At 68.3% G+C, this 21,149-nt stretch carries 21 protein-coding genes; 11 read left to right on the top strand and 10 right to left on the bottom strand.

Features of this window, described 5'->3' with window-relative positions:
- Positions 1–50 precede the first annotated feature (50 nt).
- Positions 51–1,016 carry a Bug family tripartite tricarboxylate transporter substrate binding protein gene (locus ACT531_RS15220; RefSeq protein ID WP_015016301.1) on the top strand — a complete coding sequence of 322 codons (966 nt, stop codon included), beginning with the start codon at positions 51–53 and terminating at the stop codon, positions 1,014–1,016.
- Between the two features lie 142 nt (positions 1,017–1,158).
- Positions 1,159–2,091, top strand: a complete 933-nt coding sequence (locus ACT531_RS15215) for an N-formylglutamate amidohydrolase (RefSeq protein ID WP_476017947.1) — start codon at positions 1,159–1,161, stop codon at positions 2,089–2,091.
- A 24-nt stretch (positions 2,092–2,115) separates the two neighbouring features.
- Here ACT531_RS15215 and ACT531_RS15210 read toward each other — a convergent pair whose 3' ends face one another.
- The 3 genes from ACT531_RS15210 to ACT531_RS15200 form a co-directional block, all read right to left on the bottom strand.
- Entirely contained in the window at positions 2,116–3,327 is a 1,212-nt protein-coding gene (locus tag ACT531_RS15210; RefSeq protein ID WP_476017946.1) for a serine hydrolase domain-containing protein, read from the bottom strand.
- Positions 3,328–3,427: 100 nt separating this feature from the next.
- The gene (locus ACT531_RS15205; RefSeq protein ID WP_476017945.1) at positions 3,428–4,840 is read right to left on the bottom strand and encodes a sensor histidine kinase; all 1,413 of its coding nucleotides are present in this window, start codon (positions 4,838–4,840) and stop codon (positions 3,428–3,430) included.
- Positions 4,837–5,493 (bottom strand): response regulator, encoded by a 657-nt coding sequence (locus tag ACT531_RS15200; protein WP_476017944.1) that lies wholly within the window; start codon positions 5,491–5,493, stop codon positions 4,837–4,839. The genes ACT531_RS15205 and ACT531_RS15200 overlap by 4 nt, the downstream gene beginning before the upstream one ends.
- A 148-nt stretch (positions 5,494–5,641) precedes the next feature.
- Here ACT531_RS15200 and ACT531_RS15195 point away from each other — a divergent pair, with 148 nt between their 5' ends.
- The 3 genes from ACT531_RS15195 (at position 5,642) to ACT531_RS15185 (ending at position 8,981) form a co-directional block, all read left to right on the top strand.
- A complete protein-coding gene (locus ACT531_RS15195) occupies positions 5,642–6,316 on the top strand; it encodes a response regulator (RefSeq protein WP_015016303.1) in 675 nt (224 codons plus the stop codon).
- Positions 6,317–6,396: 80 nt separating this feature from the next.
- Entirely contained in the window at positions 6,397–7,848 is a 1,452-nt protein-coding gene (locus tag ACT531_RS15190; protein ID WP_110960762.1) for a sensor histidine kinase, read from the top strand.
- A gap of 128 nt (positions 7,849–7,976) precedes the next feature.
- Positions 7,977–8,981 (top strand): MBL fold metallo-hydrolase, encoded by a 1,005-nt coding sequence (locus ACT531_RS15185; RefSeq protein ID WP_476017943.1) that lies wholly within the window; start codon positions 7,977–7,979, stop codon positions 8,979–8,981.
- Positions 8,982–9,012: 31 nt separating this feature from the next.
- Here the strand turns inward: ACT531_RS15185 and ACT531_RS15180 are convergent, their stop codons facing one another.
- Genes ACT531_RS15180 through ACT531_RS15165 form a run of 4 tightly spaced genes read right to left on the bottom strand, consistent with a single transcriptional unit; the run spans position 9,013 to position 12,019 of the window.
- Positions 9,013–9,756, bottom strand: coding sequence for a DUF6882 domain-containing protein (locus ACT531_RS15180; protein WP_476017942.1), 744 nt, complete (start codon positions 9,754–9,756; stop codon positions 9,013–9,015).
- Between the two features lie 22 nt (positions 9,757–9,778).
- The gene (locus tag ACT531_RS15175) at positions 9,779–10,516 is read right to left on the bottom strand and encodes an SPOR domain-containing protein (RefSeq protein ID WP_476017941.1); all 738 of its coding nucleotides are present in this window, start codon (positions 10,514–10,516) and stop codon (positions 9,779–9,781) included.
- 46 nt (positions 10,517–10,562) lie between these two features.
- Positions 10,563–11,432, bottom strand: a complete 870-nt coding sequence (locus ACT531_RS15170; protein WP_476017940.1) for a biotin--[acetyl-CoA-carboxylase] ligase — start codon at positions 11,430–11,432, stop codon at positions 10,563–10,565.
- The gene (locus ACT531_RS15165; protein ID WP_060984134.1) at positions 11,429–12,019 is read right to left on the bottom strand and encodes an SET domain-containing protein; all 591 of its coding nucleotides are present in this window, start codon (positions 12,017–12,019) and stop codon (positions 11,429–11,431) included. Before ACT531_RS15165 ends, ACT531_RS15170 begins: the two co-directional genes overlap by 4 nt.
- Before the next feature lie 119 nt (positions 12,020–12,138).
- On the opposite strand from ACT531_RS15165, the gene ACT531_RS15160 reads away from it, so the two are divergent.
- The 5 genes from ACT531_RS15160 to ACT531_RS15140 all read left to right on the top strand — a co-directional run bounded on the left by ACT531_RS15160 (position 12,139) and on the right by ACT531_RS15140 (position 17,709).
- Positions 12,139–15,048: a DNA topoisomerase III gene (locus ACT531_RS15160; protein ID WP_476017939.1), complete on the top strand. Its 2,910-nt coding sequence runs from the start codon at positions 12,139–12,141 to the stop codon at positions 15,046–15,048.
- Positions 15,045–15,266, top strand: a complete 222-nt coding sequence (locus tag ACT531_RS15155; protein WP_476017938.1) for a hypothetical protein — start codon at positions 15,045–15,047, stop codon at positions 15,264–15,266. Before ACT531_RS15160 ends, ACT531_RS15155 begins: the two co-directional genes overlap by 4 nt.
- Positions 15,267–15,298: 32 nt before the next feature.
- The gene (locus ACT531_RS15150) at positions 15,299–15,637 is read left to right on the top strand and encodes a DUF4124 domain-containing protein (protein WP_476017937.1); all 339 of its coding nucleotides are present in this window, start codon (positions 15,299–15,301) and stop codon (positions 15,635–15,637) included.
- Between the two features lie 201 nt (positions 15,638–15,838).
- Positions 15,839–16,822, top strand: coding sequence for a glycerophosphodiester phosphodiesterase family protein (locus ACT531_RS15145; RefSeq protein ID WP_476017936.1), 984 nt, complete (start codon positions 15,839–15,841; stop codon positions 16,820–16,822).
- A gap of 134 nt (positions 16,823–16,956) precedes the next feature.
- Positions 16,957–17,709, top strand: a complete 753-nt coding sequence (locus tag ACT531_RS15140; RefSeq protein WP_476017935.1) for a tyrosine-protein phosphatase — start codon at positions 16,957–16,959, stop codon at positions 17,707–17,709.
- Between the two features lie 36 nt (positions 17,710–17,745).
- On the opposite strand, the gene ACT531_RS15135 is transcribed toward ACT531_RS15140, so the two are convergent.
- The gene (locus ACT531_RS15135; RefSeq protein WP_476017934.1) at positions 17,746–19,074 is read right to left on the bottom strand and encodes an MFS transporter; all 1,329 of its coding nucleotides are present in this window, start codon (positions 19,072–19,074) and stop codon (positions 17,746–17,748) included.
- 132 nt (positions 19,075–19,206) lie between these two features.
- Complete coding sequence (locus ACT531_RS15130; RefSeq protein WP_476017933.1) at positions 19,207–19,803, bottom strand: flavin reductase family protein; 597 nt, start codon at positions 19,801–19,803, stop codon at positions 19,207–19,209.
- 326 nt (positions 19,804–20,129) lie between these two features.
- Between ACT531_RS15130 and ACT531_RS15125 the strand changes: the two genes are divergently transcribed.
- Positions 20,130–20,513: a VOC family protein gene (locus ACT531_RS15125; RefSeq protein ID WP_015016318.1), complete on the top strand. Its 384-nt coding sequence runs from the start codon at positions 20,130–20,132 to the stop codon at positions 20,511–20,513.
- Here ACT531_RS15125 and ACT531_RS15120 read toward each other — a convergent pair whose 3' ends face one another.
- Positions 20,514–21,125 carry a hypothetical protein gene (locus ACT531_RS15120; RefSeq protein ID WP_309827971.1) on the bottom strand — a complete coding sequence of 204 codons (612 nt, stop codon included), beginning with the start codon at positions 21,123–21,125 and terminating at the stop codon, positions 20,514–20,516.
- Positions 21,126–21,149: the final 24 nt, after the last annotated feature.

Genomic DNA, 21,149 nt, shown 5'->3' with positions numbered 1-21,149 from the left:
ATTGGGAGCAGCCTCCGTAACCTTGAGTCTCTTCAACAGGAGAATCCTCCATGCAACGCCGTCATATGCTCTCAGCGCTGGCCGCTGTATCTTTCGTTCCTGGAATATCCTTGGCGCAAGAGGGCAAGCCTCTGCGCATCATCGTGCCCTTCCCCCCGGGCGGAGCGACCGACATCACGGCCCGCAGCCTGCAAGAGCCGCTGGCGCGCATCCTCAAGCAGCCCGTGGTGCTGGAGAACCGGGGCGGTGCAGGCGGCTCCATCGGCATGGCCGAAGTGGCGCGGGCTCCGGCAGACGGCCTGACCCTGGGGGTGGCCACGCTGTCCACCCATGGCGTGAACCCCGCCGTCTACAGCAAGCTGCCATACGACCCCACCAAGGACTTTGTGGGCGTGACCGAGATCGTCAAGGCGCCTGGCGTGATCGTGGTGAATCCGACGGTACTGCCCGTCAAGGACCTCGCCGAGCTGGTGAAATACCTCAAGGCCAACCCCGGCAAGGTGTCGTACGCCACCCCCGGCAATGGCACCATCGGCCACATGTGGGGCGAGCTGTTCAAGCGCGCATCGGGCACCTCCATGGTCCACATCGCCTACCGGGGCGCGGGCCCGGCCATCAACGATGTGCTGGCGGGCCAGGTAGGGGTTTACTTTGACCAGGTGGCCTCGTCGCTGCCCTACATCAAGGCGGGCAAGCTCAGGGCGCTGGCCGTGTCCTGGCCCGTGCGGCTGGACGTGCTGCCCGACGTGCCCACCTACGCCGCGCTGGGCTACAAGCAGGCCAACGAACCCTCGTGGTTTGGCATGGTCGCCCCCACGGGCACACCCACCGCCGTGGTGGAACGCATCCAGCAGGCCGTGGCCCAGGCCCTGAAGGAACCCACCGTGCGGGAGCGCCTCGCGGGGCAGGGCCTGTACCCATCGGGCACAACGTCCAAAGAGTTCACCGCGCAGATCGCCCACGAGATCGAGAAAATGAAGGGCGTTGCCGCCTACGCCAAGGTGGTGCTCGACTGACCTGATTCCCCCCCGGGCCCTGGGCCCGGGGACGGCCACAGCCGGGATGACGAAACGACGCGGATGCCCCTCAGGGATAACCATAGTCACATCCCGGTCTGGGCGGCTAGGCCAGCCGCCCTCCTTTGCGCACACTCTGCCTATGCATGCAGCCTTGAAACTGATCCACCACCGCTTCCAGCAAGCCCAGCCCGGCGTCACCGGCTCCCCGGGGCTTGCCACCCAACCCTCCACCGCCACCGTCACTGCGGTGCCCGGCAGCACCCCGCTGGTGCTCGACTCTCCCCACAGCGGCACCCAATACCCCGACGACTTTGGCTCCGCCCTCGACCTGGCCACGCTGCGCCGGGCCGAAGACACGCACGTCGAGAAGATCTACGCCTTTGCCCCCCCGCTCGGCGTGGCCTGGGTCGAGGCCCATTTCCCCCGCATCTACCTGGACGCCAACCGCGACACCACCGAGCTGGACACCAGCCTGCTCGACGGCGACTGGCCCGACCCCATTTCCACTGACCCCAAGGTGCTCAGCAAGGTGCGCTTGGGCAAGGGGCTGATCTGGAAGTTCACCGACCAGGGCGAGCCCATCTACCAGCGCCAGCTCACGGTGGCCGAGGTGCGTGCGCGCATTGTCCGCTGCTGGCGCCCGTACCACGCCGCCGTGGCACAGGCCATCGATGCCGCCCACGCGCGCCATGGCTACAGCATCCACCTCAACTGCCACTCCATGCCCGCTGTGGCCGGGCGCTTTGCCACCGAGTTTCCGGGGCTGGAGCATGCCGACTTCGTAGTGGGCGACCGGGACGGCACCACGGCCAGCCCGGCGCTGTCGGCGCTGATCTGCGAGCACCTGCGCGCGTGCGGCTACAGCGTCGAATACAACCACCCCTACAAGGGCGTGGAACTGGTGCGCCGCTACGGCAACCCCGCGCAGCACCGCCACAGCATCCAGGTCGAGATCAACCGCAAGCTCTACATGGACGAGCAGACGCTCGCCCAGCACCCCGAGGGCATGGCCCGCCTGCAGGCCGACCTGCAAGCCCTGGTACACAAGCTGCTGGCGCACGACCCGCGCTGAGCACCCGGCGCGGGCCCGGCGGGCTCAGGCCACCAGCGTGGAGACACCGTCGTAGAGCTGGCCCATGCTCTCTGCCGTGGCGATGTTGCTGTGGGCCAGGCCCGCGCGCGAGCCATCGAGTGCGACCACCGACATGGCCTGAAAGCCCGCGTCCTGGCCGTTGTGCAGCAACCAGCCTGTGCCGTGCGCCGCATGCACCAGCCAACCCAGGCCATAGCGGCCTGCGGGGGCGTGCCCCAGGTCCTGCAGACCCTTCACGTAGCTTCGCGGCAAGGGGGTGGCGTCGCCGCGCAATGCCCGCAGATGCCACTGCAGCCACCGTGCGTCCTCGTCCACCGTCAGGCTCACGGCGCCTGCCGGGTCCAAGACCTCCAGCCACACACGTTCCGGCGCCTCGGCCAGCGGCAGGGGCTGCAGCCGCCCGTCCAGGATTTCATGCCCGGCGGGCTGCTGGCTCCCGGCACGCATCGGTTCTCCCACAAAGAGCGACAGGCCCAGGGGCTGGGCCACGCGCTGGCGCAGCAGATCCGCCCACTCCAGGCCCGTGGCCGCGCGCAGCATGCGGGCCGCCAGCGCATAGCCTGCGTTGGAGTAGGCAAAGCCGGGGTCCGCGCCTGTCCCGCGAACGGGCGGCTGGCGCAGCAGCCACTGCAGGAAGAACGCCTCCGCCTGCGCAGGTTGCTGCCAGCGCGCCAACACCTCGGGGCCCACTGCATTCACGAACAGGTCCACGTCTTCGATGGCTGAAAAACCCATCACCCCAGCGCGGTGGTCCAGCAGGTCGCGCAGCGTGATCTGCTGGTAGGCGGGCAGGGCGCTCTGCGCCAGCTCGGGCAGTGTCTGGGCCAGCGTGCTGTCCCAGCGCAGCAGGCCCTGGTCCACCACACTCGCGGCCGCGCAGGCCGTCATGGCCTTGGTGTTGGAGCCGATGGCCATCAGGTCGCCCGTGGCCAGGGGTGCATTGCCCGCCAGGCGGCGCAGCCCCGCGACGGCTGTGCGGACCTGGCGCGGGTCCGCCCACCCGGCTGCTGCGCCCACCACGCCCTGCTTCACCAGCCCTTGGGCCAGAGCCTGCACCCGCTTGTGGGCTTCGTGGGGGCCGTCGTCGTCGCCACCGCCGCAGGCGGTGAGCACACTGCCCAGCGTGGACAGACCTGCGGCGGCCAGCCAGTGGCGGCGCGAGAGGAGGAGGGCGCTGCGCGCCGTGGAAGGGGTAACAAGGTGGGTAGGGTTCATGGCATCTCGTGAAGTGAAGAAGATGCCGGGATTGTTGAAACGCGAACCTTGGGCGAACCCAAAGATCTGCGCTGGGCGTGGAGCTGCCGGGTGCGGATTGTCAGCCCGCCACCGGCCAGCGCAGCGTGAAGCCCACGCCCCGCCCGTGAAGCCCCGGCCCCAGGCGGACCTGCCCGCCCAGGTGGCCGATGGCCTGCTGTGCAATGGTGAGCCCCAGGCCCGATCCGCTGCTGCGCGCGCGCGGCGAGCGCCAGAAGCGCTCAAACACCCGGTCTTGCTCGCCGGCCGCTATGCCCGGGCCGTCGTCGGCAATCCAGACCACCACGTCGCCGCCCTCCTGCCGCACCCGCAACTGCACCTCGCGCCCCGCACCGGGGCCGCAGCCGTGCTTGAGCGCGTTGTCCAGCACATTGCCCAGGGCGGACCAGAGCAGCTGTCGGTCAAACGGCAGCTCCAGGGTGTCCGGGCCGTCAAGCGACAGCTCCACACCCAGACCCTCGGCCCAGCCCGCGCGCTCTGCCAGGCAGTCCTGCAGCAGCGCCATCAGGTCCTGGGGCGCGGCGGGGTGCAGCGCGGGGGCTTCTTCCAGTGCCGCCAGTGTGAGCAGCTGTTCGCTCAGGTGCGCGGCGCGCTGCACGGCGCGCATCAGCGCCTCGCTGGCCTGCGCGCGTGCGGGGCCTTCGGGGGCTTGCGCCAGCACATGGGCCTGGGTGGCGATGACGGCCATGGGCGTGCGCAGCTCGTGGGCAGCGTCATGCACCAGCGCCTTTTCGCGCGCCAGGTGGGCGCGCAGGCGGGCCAGCAGCTGGTCGAACGACTGGGCCAGGCCGTGCAGCTCGCGCTGGGGCGGCAGGTGCTGCAGCGGCCGCAGGTCGTGGGCCGAGCGCGCGGCGATCTGGGCATCCAGCCGCGCCAGCGGGCGCAGCCCCGTGCGCACGGCCAACCACAGCGGCAAGCCCACCAGCGGCAGCGCCAGCAGCACCGAGGCCGCCAGATCTTCGCCCATGAAGCCCAGCAGCCGCGCATCGGCCAGGCGGGGCTCGGCCACCACCACGCGCCAGGGGCCCGTGCTTTCCCACGCCACCCAATGGGGTGTGCCAGCCACGTCCATCGCGGCATGGCCTGCGTCGCCCGCCAGCACCACCGCGTGCACACCGGCCGTGCTGCTGTGCAGCAGCTGGCCTGTGCGGTCCTGCAGCTGCAGCAGCACCAAGGTGCCCTGCAGCAGATCCACATCGGCGCGCATGGCGTTGAGGGTGTGGGCCATGCCGTGCACCAGCGCGCGGGCCTCGGCGGGCTGGTCCAGCGTGGCCAGCGCCCCTGCCAGCCCCTGGGCGAGCTGGCGCACGCCGGGGTTGGTGTCCATGGCGCGGTAGTGGGTGATGGCCGCCTGGCCCAGCAGCACCAGCCACACCAACGCCATGGCCGCGAGCAGCGCCAGCAGGGTGCGGCGCATGAGGCTCGGGCCCCACCAGCCGCGTGGGCGCGCGGGGGTTTCGGTCGGTGGTGTCATGGCTGCAGCCGGTAGCCCACGCCACGCACCGTGACCACGCGCTCGGCGCCGATCTTCTTGCGCAGGTTGGAGACATGCACCTCCAGCGTGGCGGCGTCCAGCGCGTCGCCCAGGGGTTCGAAACGCTGGGCAAGCACGTTCTTGGCCACCACCTTGCCGGGTTCGCGCGCCAGCTCCACCAGCAGCCGGAACTCGCGCGGTGACAGCGCCAGGGGCTCGTCGCCCACCCAGGCCTCGTGCCGCCGAGGCGCCAGGCGCAGTGCGCCCAGCGTCCACTCCTCGCTGGCCTGGCGCGCACTGCGCCGCAGCACGGCGTGCAGGCGCGACAGCAGCTCGGGCACATCGAAGGGCTTGAGCACGTAGTCGTCGGCACCGCCGTCCAGGCCGTCAAGCCGGTCCTGCAAGGCGGTGCGGGCCGTGATCACGATCACCGGCAGGCTGAGGCCCGCGCGGCGCCAGCGACGCAGCAACGCCATGCCCTGACCGTCGGGCAGGGTCAGGTCCAGCAGCACGGCGGCGACCTCGTTGGCGTCGGGCAGGGGCGGCGTGGCGGCCACGCTGCGCAGCCATTGCACAGTGAATCCGCCCTGCTGCAGGGCTTGCAGCAGGGCCTGGCCCAGGTCCAGGTCGTCTTCGATGAGCAGGATGTGCATGGCCGCCATTTTCCGTGCCCCAAGCTTGCAGTCAGCCAAAGACGCCGGACAGGGAGCGGGCGCCTTGGGCACCCTAAAATCCTCGCACAGGCAGACAATGACGACACAGGCCCGCCCACGGGCCGCACCACCCAAGGAGACAGTCCGCATGCGCATCCTCATTGCCGAAGACGACCAGGTGCTGGCCGATGGCCTGCTGCGCACGCTGCGAGCCTCGGGCGCCGTGGTGGACCATGTCGCCAGCGGCAGCGAGGCCGACGCGGCGCTCATGACCAACAACGAGTTCGACCTGCTCATCCTGGACCTGGGCCTGCCCAAGATGCATGGGCTGGAGGTTCTGAAAAAGCTGCGCGGCCGGGGCTCCGCCCTGCCGGTGCTCATCCTCACCGCCGCCGACAGCGTGGAAGAACGCGTGAAGGGCCTGGACTTTGGCGCCGACGACTACATGGCCAAGCCCTTCAGCCTGCAAGAGCTCGAAGCCCGCGTGCGTGCCCTCACGCGCCGGGGCATGGGCGGCACAAGCAGCGCGATCAAGCACGGCCCGCTGGTGTACGACCAGGCCGGCCGCGTGGCCACCATCGACGGCAAGATGATCGAGCTGTCCGCCCGCGAGCTGGGCCTGCTGGAGGTGCTGCTGCAGCGTGCCGGCCGCCTGGTGAGCAAGGAGCAGCTGGTGGAGCGCCTGTGCGAGTGGGGCGAGGAGGTGAGCAACAACGCCATCGAGGTCTACATCCACCGCCTGCGCAAGAAGATCGAAGGCGGTCCCATCCGCATCGCCACCGTGCGCGGCCTGGGCTACTGCCTTGAGAAGATCCCCAGTTAACTATCAAAACGATAGCTGCTCGTGCATATGAATCTAGCGCTATCGGGTGTTTTGGCTTCAAAAATGCCTCGGCGGGCGCTGTGAAGATCTTCCAGCGCGAGCAGCGCTCCCTGTTCGGCGAAATCCTGGACTGGATGCTCACGCCGCTGCTGCTGCTGTGGCCCGTGAGCCTGGCGCTGACCTGGCTGGTGGCGCAGGGCCTGGCCAACAAGCCGTTTGACCGCGCGCTGGAGTACAACGCCCACGCCCTCGCCCAGCTGGTGAGCGTGGTGGGCGACAAGGCCCAGTTCAACCTGCCCCAGCCCGCCAGCGAGATCCTGCGCGCCGATGACTCCGACATCGTGTACTACCAGGTCATCGGCCCGGGCGGCGAGTTCCTCTCGGGCGAGCGCGAACTGCCCGAGCCCCCGAGCGACGAGGTGCCCATGTCCGGCGAGGTACGGCTGCGCGATGCCGAGATGCGCGGCATTGACATCCGCGTGGCCTACATCTGGGTGCGCCTGCCGCTCAAGGACACGCCGGTGGCGCTGGTCCAGGTGGCCGAAACGCGCGAAAAGCGCAGCGTGCTGGCCACCGAAATCATCAAGGGCGTGATGCTGCCGCAGTTCGTCATCCTGCCGCTGGCGGTGCTGCTGGTGTGGCTGGCGCTGGCGCGGGGCATCCAGCCGCTCAACCAGCTGGAGCAGCGCATCCGTGCGCGCAACCCCGACGACCTCTCGCCGCTTGACGACCGCACCGTGCCGCTCGAAGTGGCGCCACTGGTGTCGTCCGTCAACGACCTGCTCACGCGCCTGAACGATTCGCTGGCCACCCAAAAGCGCTTTCTGGCTGACGCCGCCCACCAGCTCAAGACCCCGCTGGCGGGCCTGCGCATGCAGGCCGACCTAGCCCAGCGCGAAGGTACCAGCACCGAGGAGCTCAAGCGCTCGCTGCAGCAGATCGGCCGCTCCAGCATCCGCGCCACGCACACCGTCAATCAGCTGCTGGCACTGGCCCGGGCCGAAGGCAGCGGTGTGGGCATTGCCCGCCAGCCCTGCGACCTGGCACGCCTGGTGATCGAGGTGGTGCGCGACTCGGTGCCCCGCGCGCTCGACAAGCACATCGACCTGGGCTACGACGGCGCCGAGCCGGGATCGCCGGGCGTGCTGATCGACGGCAACCCCACGCTGCTCAAGGAGCTGGTGCGCAACCTGGTGGACAACGCCATCAACTACACCCCCTCCACGCCCGACAAGCCCGGCGTGGTCACCGCCCGCGTGCTGGCCGACACCTTCGGCCATGTGCTGCTGCTGCAGGTCGAAGACTCCGGCCCCGGCGTGCCCGAGGCCGAGCGCGAGCTGGTGTTCCAGCCGTTCTACCGCGCCCTGGGCAGCGAGGCCGATGGCTCCGGGCTGGGCCTGCCCATCGTGCTGGAGATTGCCAGCAAGCACGATGCCGAGGTCACGCTCGAAGACGCGCGCCCTGGCCAGACCCCGCCCGGCGCGCGCTTCAGCGTGCGTTTTGCGGCGCGGGACGTGGTGGCAGGCAGCTGACCCTGTGGCAGAAGACAAGGCCGGCACGCCGCAGGGTTGATGCGCCGGCAACCCGCCACAGCACCGGGCATCCGGCATCATGCGGCCTCATAGCTTGGCCCGATCTTTTTGCACGGACGCAGCCCCCCATGACCTCACCGCCCCGCCGCTTTGCCAACACGCACCCTGACGTGGTGATCGGCAACTTCCCCTGGTACGAAATGGTCTGGCGCTCGCTGCGCGGCGATTTCAAGCCGCGCAGCGAACCGGCGGGCGGCTACGCGGCATTTGCCCGGCAGTGGACGCAGCCCGTGGACCCTGCGCGCCTGGCGCAGCGCCAGCAGGCGCCCGTGATCACCTGGCTGGGCCATGTCTCCATGCTGCTGCAGGTGGCGGGTCTCAACGTGCTGATCGACCCCACGCTGTGCGATTTTGCGGGCCCCCTAGGCCGCTTCGGCGCCCCGCGCCGTGTGCCCGCGCCCCTGGCGCCCGAGGACCTGCCGCCCATCGATGTGGTGCTGATCTCGCACAACCACTACGACCACTTGTGCTACGGCACCCTGCGCCGGCTGCGCGACGCGGGCCAGTCACCCCGCTTTGTGGTGCCACTGGGGCTGGCCGACTGGTTCACCCAGCGGGGCATGGGCCCCGTCACCCCACTGAACTGGTGGGAGCACGCCGACATCGCCCCCGGCGTGCGCGTGGTGTTCACACCGTCGCAGCACTGGAGCCGCCGCACCCCGTGGGATACCAATGCCTCGCTGTGGGGCGGGTACCTGCTGGAATGGGCGCGCCCGCAGGCGGCGGCGCCCTGGCGCTTTCTGTTCCCGGGCGATACGGGCTACAGCGAAGACTTCAAGGCCATCCGCCAGCGCCTGGGGCCGGTGGACTTTCTGGCCCTGCCCATCGGCGCCTACCTGCCCCGCGACTTCATGAAGCCCATGCACGTGAACCCGGAAGACGCCGTGCAGCTGATGCTGGATGTGGAGGCCAGGCAGGCCATGGGCGTGCACTGGGGCACGTTCATGCTGACACAGGAGGCCTTCGACCACCCACCGCGCGACCTGGCCGCCGCACTGGCGCAGCGGGGCCTGCCGCTGGACCGCGTCTGGCTCCTGCGGCAGGGCGAGACGCGCGCCATCCCGTTGCCATAGCGCTGCACCCGGGTGGGCGCAGCAATCGTGCTCACGCCACGCGTTGCACCGACATCAGGGCCATGTACAAAAAGCCCCGCTCCATCGGCACGCGGTACACCCCCTGGGCGCCCAGCACCTGCGCGGCCACGCCCGACAGCTCCCAGCCATCGACGGCATCGCCCTTCCACAGCGGCACCGTGAGGTGCAGAAAGCCCTGGGCTTCGCCCCACTCCCGCACGGCCGCGATGCGCGACACCACCGGGGCTTCGTTGTGGAAATTGGCCCAGGCCCACAACCAGGTGCCACTGACCTCCGACACCGATCCGATGAACTCGATGTCGGCCACCACCCGGGGCACGCCACCGGCCGAAAAGGTCAAAGTGCCGGCGGACTGGTCGTAGTCCCAGCGCTCAAAGCTGGCGATGCCGTAGTCCTGCTCCAGCGCGCGCTGCTTGTCCCGCAGCGCGTGGTGGCCCTGCGTCACCGCCTCGATCCAGGCGGCTTGGGTGTCGCCGTCCAGCGCCTCCACACTGCGCGCCATGGCGTCCTGGTAGCAGTGGTGGCACAGGATCTGAAGGTCCAGGCATTGCGTGTTGTGCTCGGTCCACTCACCCCCCTGCCGCATCAGCTCGGCGTTGCAGCTGGCGCACCATGCGTCCGGGTAGGGGGTGTCTGGCGAGGGTGCATCGCAAAACCAGCGCTGCACCGGGTGACGGCACAGGTGGCCGCACACGAAGGTGGGTGCGGCATCGCCGTGCTCGCCGCACTGGATGGACGTTGGCTCTTCATTCATGGTGGCAATGTGCAAAAGGGGGTCAGCCGCAGGCACGCAGCGTCTTGCCCGCCATGGCCGTGCGCAGCACATCCAGCTGGGCACGCAAGGCGTCGTTCACGGCGGGCAGGCGCAGCGTGAAGCCGGGGGCTTCGGCACGCTCCTGAATCACGCGGGCGGTGCGCACGCCCTTGGTGCCCAGGTTGGTCAGCTCGCGCTCGGCCGCCTCCTTGGAGGCAAAGCGGCCCAGCGACAGGCCCAGCTCGAGCGTGCCTCCGGCGCGGTCGTGGTCCACCTTGCGGGCGCGCAGCTCGGCGCGTTTGCGGTCCAGAGTTTCGATGTCGTCAAACCGCCCCATGTAGACCATCCAGCGGCCTGGGATGGGCGTGGGCTCCAGCGTCCAGCTGCCGGCGGGCAACCCGGCGGCCGCCGTGCGCAGCGCTTCGGCCTGGCGGTCGTCAAACACGCCAGCCTGCAGGCACTCCGCAGAGTCTGCGGGGGGCGAGGCGGCCGGTGTGGTGGGGGGGGCGGGGGAGTCGTTGGCGGCGGTGGCCTGGGAGGGGGAAGCGGGGGTGGACGTGGAACCGGGAGGCGCAGCGGAGGAGGTCTTGCTGGGGTTGACCTTCAGGATCTGCAGCGTTTCGGGCCGGATCTGCTGGTTCATGCGCTGGGGTTCCGACTGCTCCTGCGGCGCGTAGCCCAACGGGCGCAGCAGGCCCTGTGACCACGCGTAATAGCCCGCGTTGGCCAGGAGCAGCACGATCACGGCAAGACGGAGCATGGGGCGCGGCCTTTCAAGAACACTCGCATCGGAAGGAAAAGCGGGCTCACACCGGTGGCACCGCTGTCGGCCGCACGCTGATTTCGGAACTGGTGATGGCCTGCATGCCACCCGCCGTGTGCACCAGCAGCGCCCCGTCATCACCCACGCCATGCGCGGTGCCCGTGTGGCCGTCGCTCAGCGTCACGGCGCGGCCCTGCAGCACATCGCGCGCCGCAAAGCGGGGCTGCATGGGCGCAAAGCCATAGCCCGCAAACGACTGCAGCATGGCCACCAGCGGCGGCACGATGCGCAGCAGCGCGGTGGGCGCGTCCAGGCCCGGCTCCACCTCCTGCAGGCTGCCGGGGGGCATGCTCATGCCCTCGGGGCTGCGGGGCAGCACGTTGATGCCGATGCCCACCACCACATAGCGCGCGGTGCTGGTGTTCGTCTGCGGGGCTACGGCCTGGGCGGCCTGGGGCGCCACAAAACTCGCGGTCTCCACCAGAATGCCGCCCAGCTTGCGGTCGCCCGCCGCACCGCCCAGCCAGAGGTCGTTGGGCCACTTGAGCCCCACGCGAGCGGGCTGGTTCGCGCCCAGCGGCGGCAGCACGGGCTGCAGGCTCTCGGCCACGCTCACTCCCACGGCGAGCGACAGGCCCGACCAATCCTTGGGTGCCAGCGGCAAGCCCAAGGACATCATCAGAGAAGCCCCCACATCGCTTTGCCATACCCGCCCCAGCCGCCCACGCCCTGCGGTCTGCTGCTCAGCCACCAGCAGGGTGGGCTCGCACTGGCCGTTGCGCGCACGGCGCATCAGCTCGGTGTTGGTGGAGTCGATGGTGGGCAGCACCTCCACCGTAAAGCCCGGCAGCAGCGGGGATACCGCCTCCCAGATGGCTTCGGCGGGCCAGCGGATCGGAGAGGTGGCGCTCACTGGCTGCGGCCTCGCGGCTTGGCCTTCTGGGGAGCCTTGGCGGCCTTCTTGACCTTGGTAGAAAACGGCTTGGACGGTGGCAGCGGCACCGGCGGTGCCCAGCCGCGCTTGGGCGCCAGCAGCGTGCCCCGGCAGTTGGGGCTGCCGCACCAGCAGGGGTACTCGGCCTTGAGCTTGGGGGTATAGCGCTCTTCGATGATCAGGCCGTAGTCGTAGTTCAGCTCTTCGCCCGCCTTGATGTTGCGCAGCGCGGTGATGAAAATGCGGCCGTCGCGCTCGTCGGCGTAGCAGTTGGGGTTGCAGCTGTGGTTGATCCAGCGCGACGAATTGCCGCCGAACTTTGCATCGATCACATGGTCTTCATCCACATGGAAGTAGAACGTGTGGTTGGGCTGCAAAGGGTCGTGCGGGTGCCGGTCCTGCGCTTCCTGCCAGCCGATCACTTCACCCGTGTATTCGACAAGGACCTCGCCCTCTGCAATATCCTGCACGGCAAAAACGCCCTTGCCGTGCACGCCCGAGCGCCGGGTCTGGATGCGACGCCCCTGCGCAGGGGTCGGGGTTGCAGGCGGTGCGGTGCGGGGCATGGCAAAAACTCTGTTAACTTGAATATGCACACATGCGCGTGCGCGTGTACGCGTGAGGCAACGGATTGTAGAAGCGACCGGCCGGATGCCGGACAGCCAGACTGGCGAGAAACCAAAAAATGACCAAGACCCTGGTAATTGCAGAAAAACCCTCGGTGGCGCAAGACATCGTGCGCGCACTGACCCCCGTGGCGGGCAAGTTCGAGAAGCACGAAGACCACTTCGAGAACGACCGCTATGTCGTCACCAGCGCCGTGGGCCACCTGGTGGAGATCCAGGCCCCCGAGCAATTCGATGTGAAACGCGGCAAGTGGAGCTTTGCGCACCTGCCTGTGATCCCGCCGTACTTTGACCTGAAGCCCGTGGACAAGACCAAGAGCCGCCTGAACGCGGTGGTCAAGCAGGCCAAGCGCAAGGACGTGACACAGCTCATCAACGCCTGCGACGCGGGCCGCGAGGGAGAGCTGATCTTCCGCCTGATCGAACAGTACGCCGGTGGCGCCAAGCCTCTGGGCAAACCGGTCAAGCGCCTGTGGCTGCAGTCCATGACGCCCCAGGCCATCCGCGACGGCTTTGATGCGCTGCGCACCGAGCAGCAGATGGCGGGCCTGGCCAGCGCGGCCCGCAGCCGCTCCGAGGCCGACTGGCTGGTGGGCATCAATGGCACGCGGGCCATGACGGCGTTCAACTCGCGCGATGGTGGGTTCTTCCTGACCACCGTGGGCCGGGTGCAGACGCCCACGCTGTCGCTGGTGGTGGAGCGCGAGGAAAAGATCCGCAAGTTCATCAGCCGCGACTATTGGGAAATCCACGCCACCTTTGGCGCGGAAGCCGGCGAGTACCCCGCCAAGTGGTTCGACCCCAAGTGGAAGAAGGGCGAGGATGTGGAAATGCGCGCGGACCGTGTGTGGTCCGCCGCCGAGGCCACGGCCATTGCCAACGCCGTGCGCGGCAAGCAGGCCACAGTCACCGAAGAGAGCAAGCCCACCACCCAGGCGTCGCCCCTGCTGTTCGACCTGACCAGCCTGCAGCGCGAGGCCAACGGCAAGTTCGGCTTCTCGGCCAAGACCACGCTGGCCCTGGCGCAAAGCCTGTACGAGCGTCACAAGGCCCTGACCTACCCGCGTACCGACTCGCGCGCGCTGCCGGAAGACTATCTGCCCGTGGCCAAGCAGACGTTTGAGATGCTGGCCGACAGCGGTATGCGCCACCTGGCGCCCCACGCGCTCACGGCGCTGAACAACAACTACATCCGCCCGTCCAAGCGCATCTTTGACAACAGCAAGGTGAGCGATCACTTTGCCATCATCCCCACGCTGCAGGCACCGAGCGGCCTGAGCGAAGCCGAGCAAAAGCTGTACGACCTGGTCGTGCGCCGCTTCATGGCGGTGTTCTTCCCCAGCGCTGAATACACGGTGACCACGCGCATCAGCACCGTGGCCCCGCACAGCTTCAAGACCGAAGGCAAGGTGCTGGTCAAGCCGGGCTGGTTGGCCATCTACGGCAAGGAAGCCGCCGACGAAGTGGAAGGCGGCAAGGACGGCGACAAGGGCCAGAACCTGGTGCCGGTGAAGCCCGGCGAGAGCGTCAACACCCTGGCTGCCGACCCCAAGAGCCTCAAGACCAAGCCCCCCGCCCGCTACTCCGAAGCCACGCTGCTGGGCGCCATGGAAAGCGCGGGCAAGCAGATCGACGACGACGAACTGCGCGAAGCCATGCAGGAAAAAGGCCTGGGCACCCCTGCCACGCGTGCGGCGATCATCGAAGGCCTGCTGACCGAAAAGTACATGCTGCGCGAGGGCCGCGAAATCATCCCCACGGCCAAGGCCTTCCAGCTCATGACGCTGCTGCGCGGTCTGGAGGTGGAAGAACTCTGCCGTGCCGAACTCACGGGCGAGTGGGAGTACAAGCTCTCGCAGATGGAGAAGGGCCAGCTCAGCCGCGAAGCCTTCATGCAAGAGATTGCCGCCATGACCGAGCGCATGGTGAAGAAGGCCAAGGAATACGACCGCGACACCATCCCCGGCGACTACGCCACGCTCGAATCCCCTTGCCCCAACTGCGGTGGCGTGGTGAAGGAAAACTACCGCAGGTATGCCTGCGTGGGCAAGCCGGGCGCAGAAGGTTGTGGCTTCAGCTTTGGCAAGTCGCCCGCCGGCCGCACGTTTGAAACGGCCGAGGCCGAACAGCTGCTGCGCGACAAAAAGATCGGCCCACTGGAGGGCTTCCGCTCCAAGGCGGGCTGGCCGTTCACCTCTGAGATCGTCATCAAGTACGACGACGAGGCGCACAACTACAAGCTCGAATTCGACTTTGGCGACGACAAGAACGCCGAGGAATCCGGCGAGCTGGTGGAGTTTGAAGACGCCTCGCTGGGTGCCTGCCCCATCTGCGGATCGGAAGTGCACGAGCACGGCAGCAACTATGTGTGCAGCAAGGCCGTGCCTACTGCCGCGCAGCCCACGCCCAGCTGCACCTTCAAGAGCGGCAAGATCATCCTGCAGCAGCCCGTGGAGCGCGAGCAGATGCACAAGCTGCTGGAGACCGGCAAGACCGACCTGCTCGACAAGTTCGTGAGCATGCGCACGCGCCGCAACTTCAAGGCCCACCTGGCGTGGGACAAGGAGGCAGGCAAGGTCAACTTTGAATTTGCCCCCAGCAAGTTCCCACCCCGCCCAGGAGCCGCTGCAAAAACAATAGCAGCCAAGGCAAAAGCCACTAGCGCTACCGCCAAAAAGCCCCCTGCAAAGAAGGCCGCAACCAAAACCGCTGCCGCCAAAGCCCCGCGCAAGGCCGCCGCAGGCAAGGCGCCCAGCGCCGCCCTGGCCGCCGTGATCGGCAACGAGCCCGTGGCCCGCCCCGAGGCCGTCAAGAAGATGTGGGAATACATCAAGGCCCACAACCTGCAGGACCCCAAGGACAAGCGCACCATCGTCGCCGACGACAAGCTGCGCGCCGTGTTCGGCAAGGACAGCGCAGGCATGTTCGAACTGGCCGGCATTCTGGGCAACCACCTGGGCGGCGAATGATGAAGCCGCTGAACAGGGCACCTACCGCGTCGATGGCGGGCAGCGTCTGCCGCAGCGCGCTGGTGGCCATCGCGGTTGCAGCTGCGCTGGGGGGTTGCACCACCACAGGCTCCGCGCGCTCCAGCGACCCGGCCAGCCAGCAGCAGCCCCAGGGTGCCAGCGGCGTGACCGTGTTTGGTGACATCGACGTGAACGTGACGCGCGAGCGCACACGCTGACGGACCTTAGCAGGCACTCTCACCGCATCAGCATGCGTAGCCGCACTGAACGCACCGTCCTCACCGCCATTGCGATCGTGGTGGTGGCTACCGCCGCCGCTGCGTGGTGGACGCGCGATGCCTGGCTGCCGCAGGCAGGGCCGTGGTCCGCACAGATGTGGAAAAAGATCACCCGCCCGGGCCCCGACACCCTGCCGCCTGACAAGCGGCCCGCCCAGGCGCAGCCCGCGCGCAACGGAGCCTCAACGCCCGCTGCGCCGCAACCGCGCAAGTGTGTGAAAGACGGCCGCACTACCTACACCGACCAGCCCTGTCCCAAGGGCATGCAAGAGCTGCCGGTGGATGGCGCGGTGACCTCGCTCCCGCCTTGACGGTTCGCTGCCCATCGGACAAAGGCGTAACCAGACGCCTGAACCCGCGCTTGCATGCGGCATGGGTTCTTGTATCGCAGGGTTCACTGTCGCCCCGGTGTCTCCTGCGTTTCTGTCCTGCGCATATCCGCGCCACCATGTCACGCCGCTGCAATGGCGCCGCCCTAGAGTCGGCCTCTTTTCAGAAACGGAACCGCTGCCATGAAAGCCTTGTCCTCCTTCGCCGCCGTCTGCCTGTCTGCCCTGGTGCTTGCCGGGTGTGGCGGTAGTGACGATGCGCCTGCACAACCCCAGGTCATCGCGCACCGTGGCGCCAGCGGCTATCTGCCCGAACACACACTGGGCGGCTACGAGCTGGCCATCCGCATGGGGGCCGACTTCATCGAACCCGACCTGCAGATCACCAAAGACGGCGCGCTGGTCGCCATCCACGACGACACCCTGAACCGCACCACCAACGTGGCCACGCTGTTCGCGCAGCGCAACGGCGGCTACAAGGTGTCGGACTTCACCCTCGCCGAAATCAAGACACTGACCGTGGTGCCCACCGGCACGGGCAAGGCAAGCTATCCGGGCTTCACGCCCAGCTCGGCCAATGCGTTCGCCGTACCCACCTTCCAGGAAGTGGTGGACCTGGCCAAGAAGCAAAGCAGCACCGCAGGCCGCGAAGTGGGCATCTACCCCGAGGCCAAGCAGGCCGACCCCGCCATGGAAGACGGCATCTTGAAGACCCTGGCCGCCAACGGCTACAACGCCACGAGCAAGGTCTTCATCCAGTCGTTCAGTGATGCCACACTGCGCAGCCTGCGCACCAAGCAAGTCGCGCAGAACAACAAGATGCCGCTGATCCTGCTGGGGGTGGCCACCACCGCAGCGGACGGCACCGCGCGCATGGGGGTCACGGGCACCACCGGCGTGCAGGCACTCGCGCTCAAGGATGTGGCTGCCTTCACCGAGGGGGTGGGCGTGCTCATCAACAACACCACCTACCCGGTCACGAAGTCCTTCATCGACCAGGCCCACGCCGCAGGCCTGAAGGTGCACGGCTGGACCTTTGCACAGGCCGATGCCGCTCCTGCCGCCGCAGAGTTCCGCAAGTACCTGGACATGGGCATGGACGGCATGTTTGCCAACTACCCCGACCTGGCGTTGACCGCGCGTAACGCCTACGTGCAGGGCAAGTAACCCTGGCGCAGCGAAGGGGGCAAACCAGATCCCGCACACGGCGTGCCGGTGCGCTGGATAGCCCCCATGCGACAACCGGGCGGGCGCATCTGGGCTAGTCTTGCGGCAACGCCCTGTGCTTGAGCCTTTTGACCATGTCCTCTTCTGCTCCTTCCCGATCCCTGCCCCTGCGCGGCGCCACCAACTTCCGCGACCTGGGCGGCTACACCGGCCACGGCGGCCGCTCGGTGAAGTGGCGCCGCATCTTCCGCTCCGACCACCTGGCAGGCCTCACACCCGAAGACCAGGCCCTGCTGGCCGACCTGGGTGTGGCCCGCGCGGTGGACTTTCGGGGCCAGGCCGAAAGCGCCGCGTATGCCTACGCGCTGCCCGGCGTGGCCTACCACCCGCTGCACATCGAGCCCACGGTGGTACAGCGCGCGCTGGAGCTGCAAAGCACCGGCCGCCAGCTCACCGCCCAAGACGCCGTGGGCCTGATGCAGGACACCTACCGGGGCTTTGTGCACGACAACGCTCCGCGTTTTGCCGAGCTGTTCCGCCTGCTGCTGGCCAGCGACGCGCCCACCGTGTTCCATTGCACGGCGGGCAAGGACCGCACCGGCTTTGCCGCCGCCCTCATCCTGCTGACGCTGGGCGTGCCGCGCGACGTGGTGATGCACGACTACCTGCTCACCAACGCGCTGTACCAGCGCCCACACGGCATGGGCAGCCACGCACCAGAGGAAGTGCTGCGCGTGCTGTGGCGCGTGCAAGAGGAGTTTCTGGACGCCGCCCTGCACATGGTGGACAACGACTTTGGCGGGCTGCAGGCGTATCTGGTGGACGTGCTGGGCGTGGACGCTGCCGCGCAGAAGGAACTAGCGGGGCGGTATCTGCAGGCGGCCTGAACCGCCGATGGTGCCTGCTGGCAGCGCCAGCCCGGCTTACCCCAGGCTGTGCTCCGGCCGCGCTGGCGCAACGCGCTGTTGCCGCACGCGCCAGAACAGCCAGCCCACGATCGACAAGTTCAGCAGATTCCACGCCATGCCGTTCAAAAACGCCGCGCGGTAGCTGCCCGTCAGGTCGAAGATCCAGCCCGACATCCAGCCCCCCAGCGCCATACCGATCAGCGTGGCCATGATCACTGCGCCCACGCGGGCACCGGCCTCCTGCGGGGCAAAGTACTCGCGGATGATGATGGCGTAGGCGGGCACGATGCCGCCCTGAAACAGCCCGAACATCGCCGAGATCACATACAGCGGCACCAGCCCGTCAAATGGCAAAAACAGCGCCAGCCCCACGCCCTGCAACGCCGAGCCCAGCAGCAGCGTGCGCACGCCGCCAATGCGGTCGCAGATCACGCCCGACACCAGGCGGCTGACGATGCCGCACGCCAGCATCAGCGACAGCATCTCGGCCCCGCGCGCCGCGCCAAAACCCAGGTCGGTGCAATAGGCGACGATGTGCACCTGTGGCATCGCCATGGCCACGCAGCAGGCCACACCCGCCACACACAGCAGCAGCTGCGCATGCAACGGGCGCAGGCCAAACGGGCGGCTGCGGTCGAACGACAGCGCTGCAGGCGCCATACCGGCTGCCGCACCTTGCGCCGATGCGGCCGGTGCAGGGGCTGCATCCATCTGCGCCACCGGCGCGCGCTGGCGCATGCGCAGCGCCAGCAGCAGCATGCCCACGCCACACACCAGGCCCAACAGCACATAGGTGTGGCGCCAGCCGATCAGCTCGATGCCGTGCTGCACGATGGGCGGCCACAGCGCGCCCGCAATGTAGTTGCCGCTGGCGCAGATCGCCACCGCAATGCCGCGCCGCTTGTTCCACCACAGCGCGGTGTCGGCCATCAGCGGCGCAAACGTGGCCGAGCTGCCAATCAGCCCCATCAGTCCGTGCGCCAGCCCAAACCCCCAGATGCTGCCCGACAGCCCAGCCCACACAAACCCGCCACACACAGCCACCGCGCCCACGCACAGCACCGGCATCAGCCCATGCCGGTCGGCCATGCGCCCGGTCCAGATGCCGCCCAGCCCCAGGCACACCATCATCAGCGTGTAGGGCAGCGACGCATCCGCACGGCCCACGCCAAACTCGGCCTGCACGGCGGGCAGCACCACCGACACCACATACATGCTGCTGTTGCCCAGCACCACTAAACCCAGCGTGGTTAGCAGGCGCCACGCGGCCTGGCGGGAGTCGATGAGGGAGGCAGGTGCCGCTGCGCTAGCGGCGGCGGTTGTGGCTGGGGAGGGGTGGGGCATTGAAGCAATTTACCCGAACCAGTGTCCGGCCTGGGCACGACGTACGCTTCTGCAGACAGGCACCGTTCTGCGCCGACCCCACGGGTTGCCGGGTACCCGGCCGGGCCTGGAACAAGCAGAGGACGCCGGACCTCACACCCGCACCGACGCCCCCGTCGCATAAAACTGTCCACCCGCGACGTAGTGCAGCGTGCGCAAGTCATCCGGCGCGGTGTCGAACTCCCAGTGCCCGTTGCGGAACACACGTTCGTCGGCCCAGGCGGCCACCACTTCGCCAATGAAGAGGTCGTAGGCCTGCTGGTTGTGGGGCTCGGGGACCACGCGGCACAGCAGCCAGGCGGCGCAGCCTTGCACCAGCGGGGGCATGGTCTGCGCGGGTTGGCCCGGTGCTTCAAACAACTCCACGCCATGGCGCTGCAGCTTGTCGGGCGTGGTCTTGGCGGTGTCGGTGCCCAGGGCGACGGTGAGCGCGGCCTGCGGCACGGTGGGCAGCTGCAGGGCAAACAACCCGCTGGCCTCCACCAGCTCGCGCGTGCGCGTCGCCTTGTCGAGCACCACGGTGACCTTGGGCGGCGCAAAGTCCAGTGCGCAGGCCCACGATGCGGCCATGACGTTGTGCTGGCCTGCATGGGTGGCCGACACCAGCACGACGGGGCCGTGGTTGAGCAGGCGGTAGGCCTTGTCGAGGGGCACCGGGGTGAAGTGGGGCGGGGAGGCAGTGGGCAGCATGGGGTGTGATGGCTTGTTCAAAGGGCGATACGAGGGGTATGAGATGGAGCGCGGAAGCTATTGGCGCTGAGGATGTTTGCTATAAATTAGATAGCTATTCAGGCATGTTGTACTAGCGCTATGGCGCATTTTTGCCTCAAAACGGCTTCCATGCAGCCTGTGTGGACGCCCGGGGGCCACAGAGGCTGCCGCCAAAAGGCGCCCCAGCCAGAGTGCCGCACAGGGGCTTGTGGCACGCCCCTGTGACGGCGATAGCCACCCGCTAACATGCCACCGCCAACCGTTGGCCACAACCCGCCCCTTGAGGGGCTTACAGGAGACGATGAATGTTCAGTCATGTGATGGTCGGTGTGAACGACCTGGAGCGGTCCAAGAAGTTTTATGACGCGCTGCTGGGCACGCTGGGTGTACCGCCCGGGGTGGCCAACAAGAACCGCTATTTCTATCGCGGCCCCACCGGTACCTTTGGCATCACCACTCCCATCAACGGCGAACCCGCCACCTTTGCCAACGGCGGCACCATCGGTTTTGCCATGCAGTCGCCCGAACAGGCCGACGCCTTTCATGCCGCCGGCGTAGCCAACGGCGGCGTTACCTGCGAAGACCCACCCGGCTGGCGCGAAGGCCCCGGCGGCAAGCTGTACCTGGCGTACCTGCGCGACCCGGACGGCAACAAGATCTGCGCCCTGCACCGCCCGGCCAAGGCCTGATCAGCGGACAGGGCCGCCGCTGCCACCCCGGTGGCGCACAAGACAGCGCTGGGTGGCCTGCACCGCTTGGCAGGCCGCAGCGGCCATGGCCCCGGTGACGGCCAGCATGGCCAGGATGTGAACACCCAGCGCGGCCAGCGCCAGCAACAAGGGGGTGGAGAGCCCGCCACCCGCTGGAGCCGCCCCACCTGCTGCGCCATCACCCCCGCACAGCGGGGCCAGCGCAGGCATCAGCGCCAGCCCGGCACCGTGCACCGTGGCCACCCCAAAGGACCAGACTGCCATGCCCATGGGCCCGGCGGGCTTGCGCAGGCGATGCCACACCGCCGCCGGCCAATGCGCGCGAGTGAGCACCACCACCCCAGCCATGCCGCCCGCTACCGCCAGCAGCGCGGATGGCGACAACGATAGCCCCCACACCGCCGCAGCCGCCGCCAATGCCACGGCGGCCAGGTGCCCGCAGGCCATGGGCAGCAGTGCGCGCAGCGGCATGCTACGGTCGTTGGCGTGCAGGCTGCAGGCGGTGGCCAGCCCCCAGCCCGTGAGGGGGTTGAGCCCGTGCAGTGCGCCCATGGCAGCGATGGCCAGCCAGGACCAGAGGGTGGCGTCCATGGTCGCGGTCTCAACCGTGTGTGG

This window comes from Acidovorax sp. DMC1 (assembly GCF_056314325.1).
The sequence above is the reverse complement of the archived record's forward strand: the minus strand, read 5'-3'. Positions and strand labels throughout refer to the sequence as shown.

Coding starts and splice junctions, on each gene's coding strand:
- ACT531_RS15220 (WP_015016301.1), top strand. CDS start 51: ATGCAACGCCGTCATATGCTCTCAGCGCTGGCCGCTGTATCTTTCGTT.
- ACT531_RS15215 (WP_476017947.1), top strand. CDS start 1,159: ATGCATGCAGCCTTGAAACTGATCCACCACCGCTTCCAGCAAGCCCAG.
- ACT531_RS15210 (WP_476017946.1), bottom strand. CDS start 3,327: ATGAACCCTACCCACCTTGTTACCCCTTCCACGGCGCGCAGCGCCCTC.
- ACT531_RS15205 (WP_476017945.1), bottom strand. CDS start 4,840: ATGACACCACCGACCGAAACCCCCGCGCGCCCACGCGGCTGGTGGGGC.
- ACT531_RS15200 (WP_476017944.1), bottom strand. CDS start 5,493: ATGCACATCCTGCTCATCGAAGACGACCTGGACCTGGGCCAGGCCCTG.
- ACT531_RS15195 (WP_015016303.1), top strand. CDS start 5,642: ATGCGCATCCTCATTGCCGAAGACGACCAGGTGCTGGCCGATGGCCTG.
- ACT531_RS15185 (WP_476017943.1), top strand. CDS start 7,977: ATGACCTCACCGCCCCGCCGCTTTGCCAACACGCACCCTGACGTGGTG.
- ACT531_RS15180 (WP_476017942.1), bottom strand. CDS start 9,756: ATGAATGAAGAGCCAACGTCCATCCAGTGCGGCGAGCACGGCGATGCC.
- ACT531_RS15175 (WP_476017941.1), bottom strand. CDS start 10,516: ATGCTCCGTCTTGCCGTGATCGTGCTGCTCCTGGCCAACGCGGGCTAT.
- ACT531_RS15165 (WP_060984134.1), bottom strand. CDS start 12,019: ATGCCCCGCACCGCACCGCCTGCAACCCCGACCCCTGCGCAGGGGCGT.
- ACT531_RS15160 (WP_476017939.1), top strand. CDS start 12,139: ATGACCAAGACCCTGGTAATTGCAGAAAAACCCTCGGTGGCGCAAGAC.
- ACT531_RS15155 (WP_476017938.1), top strand. CDS start 15,045: ATGATGAAGCCGCTGAACAGGGCACCTACCGCGTCGATGGCGGGCAGC.
- ACT531_RS15150 (WP_476017937.1), top strand. CDS start 15,299: ATGCGTAGCCGCACTGAACGCACCGTCCTCACCGCCATTGCGATCGTG.
- ACT531_RS15145 (WP_476017936.1), top strand. CDS start 15,839: ATGAAAGCCTTGTCCTCCTTCGCCGCCGTCTGCCTGTCTGCCCTGGTG.
- ACT531_RS15140 (WP_476017935.1), top strand. CDS start 16,957: ATGTCCTCTTCTGCTCCTTCCCGATCCCTGCCCCTGCGCGGCGCCACC.
- ACT531_RS15135 (WP_476017934.1), bottom strand. CDS start 19,074: ATGCCCCACCCCTCCCCAGCCACAACCGCCGCCGCTAGCGCAGCGGCA.
- ACT531_RS15130 (WP_476017933.1), bottom strand. CDS start 19,803: ATGCTGCCCACTGCCTCCCCGCCCCACTTCACCCCGGTGCCCCTCGAC.
- ACT531_RS15125 (WP_015016318.1), top strand. CDS start 20,130: ATGTTCAGTCATGTGATGGTCGGTGTGAACGACCTGGAGCGGTCCAAG.
- ACT531_RS15120 (WP_309827971.1), bottom strand. CDS start 21,125: ATGGACGCCACCCTCTGGTCCTGGCTGGCCATCGCTGCCATGGGCGCA.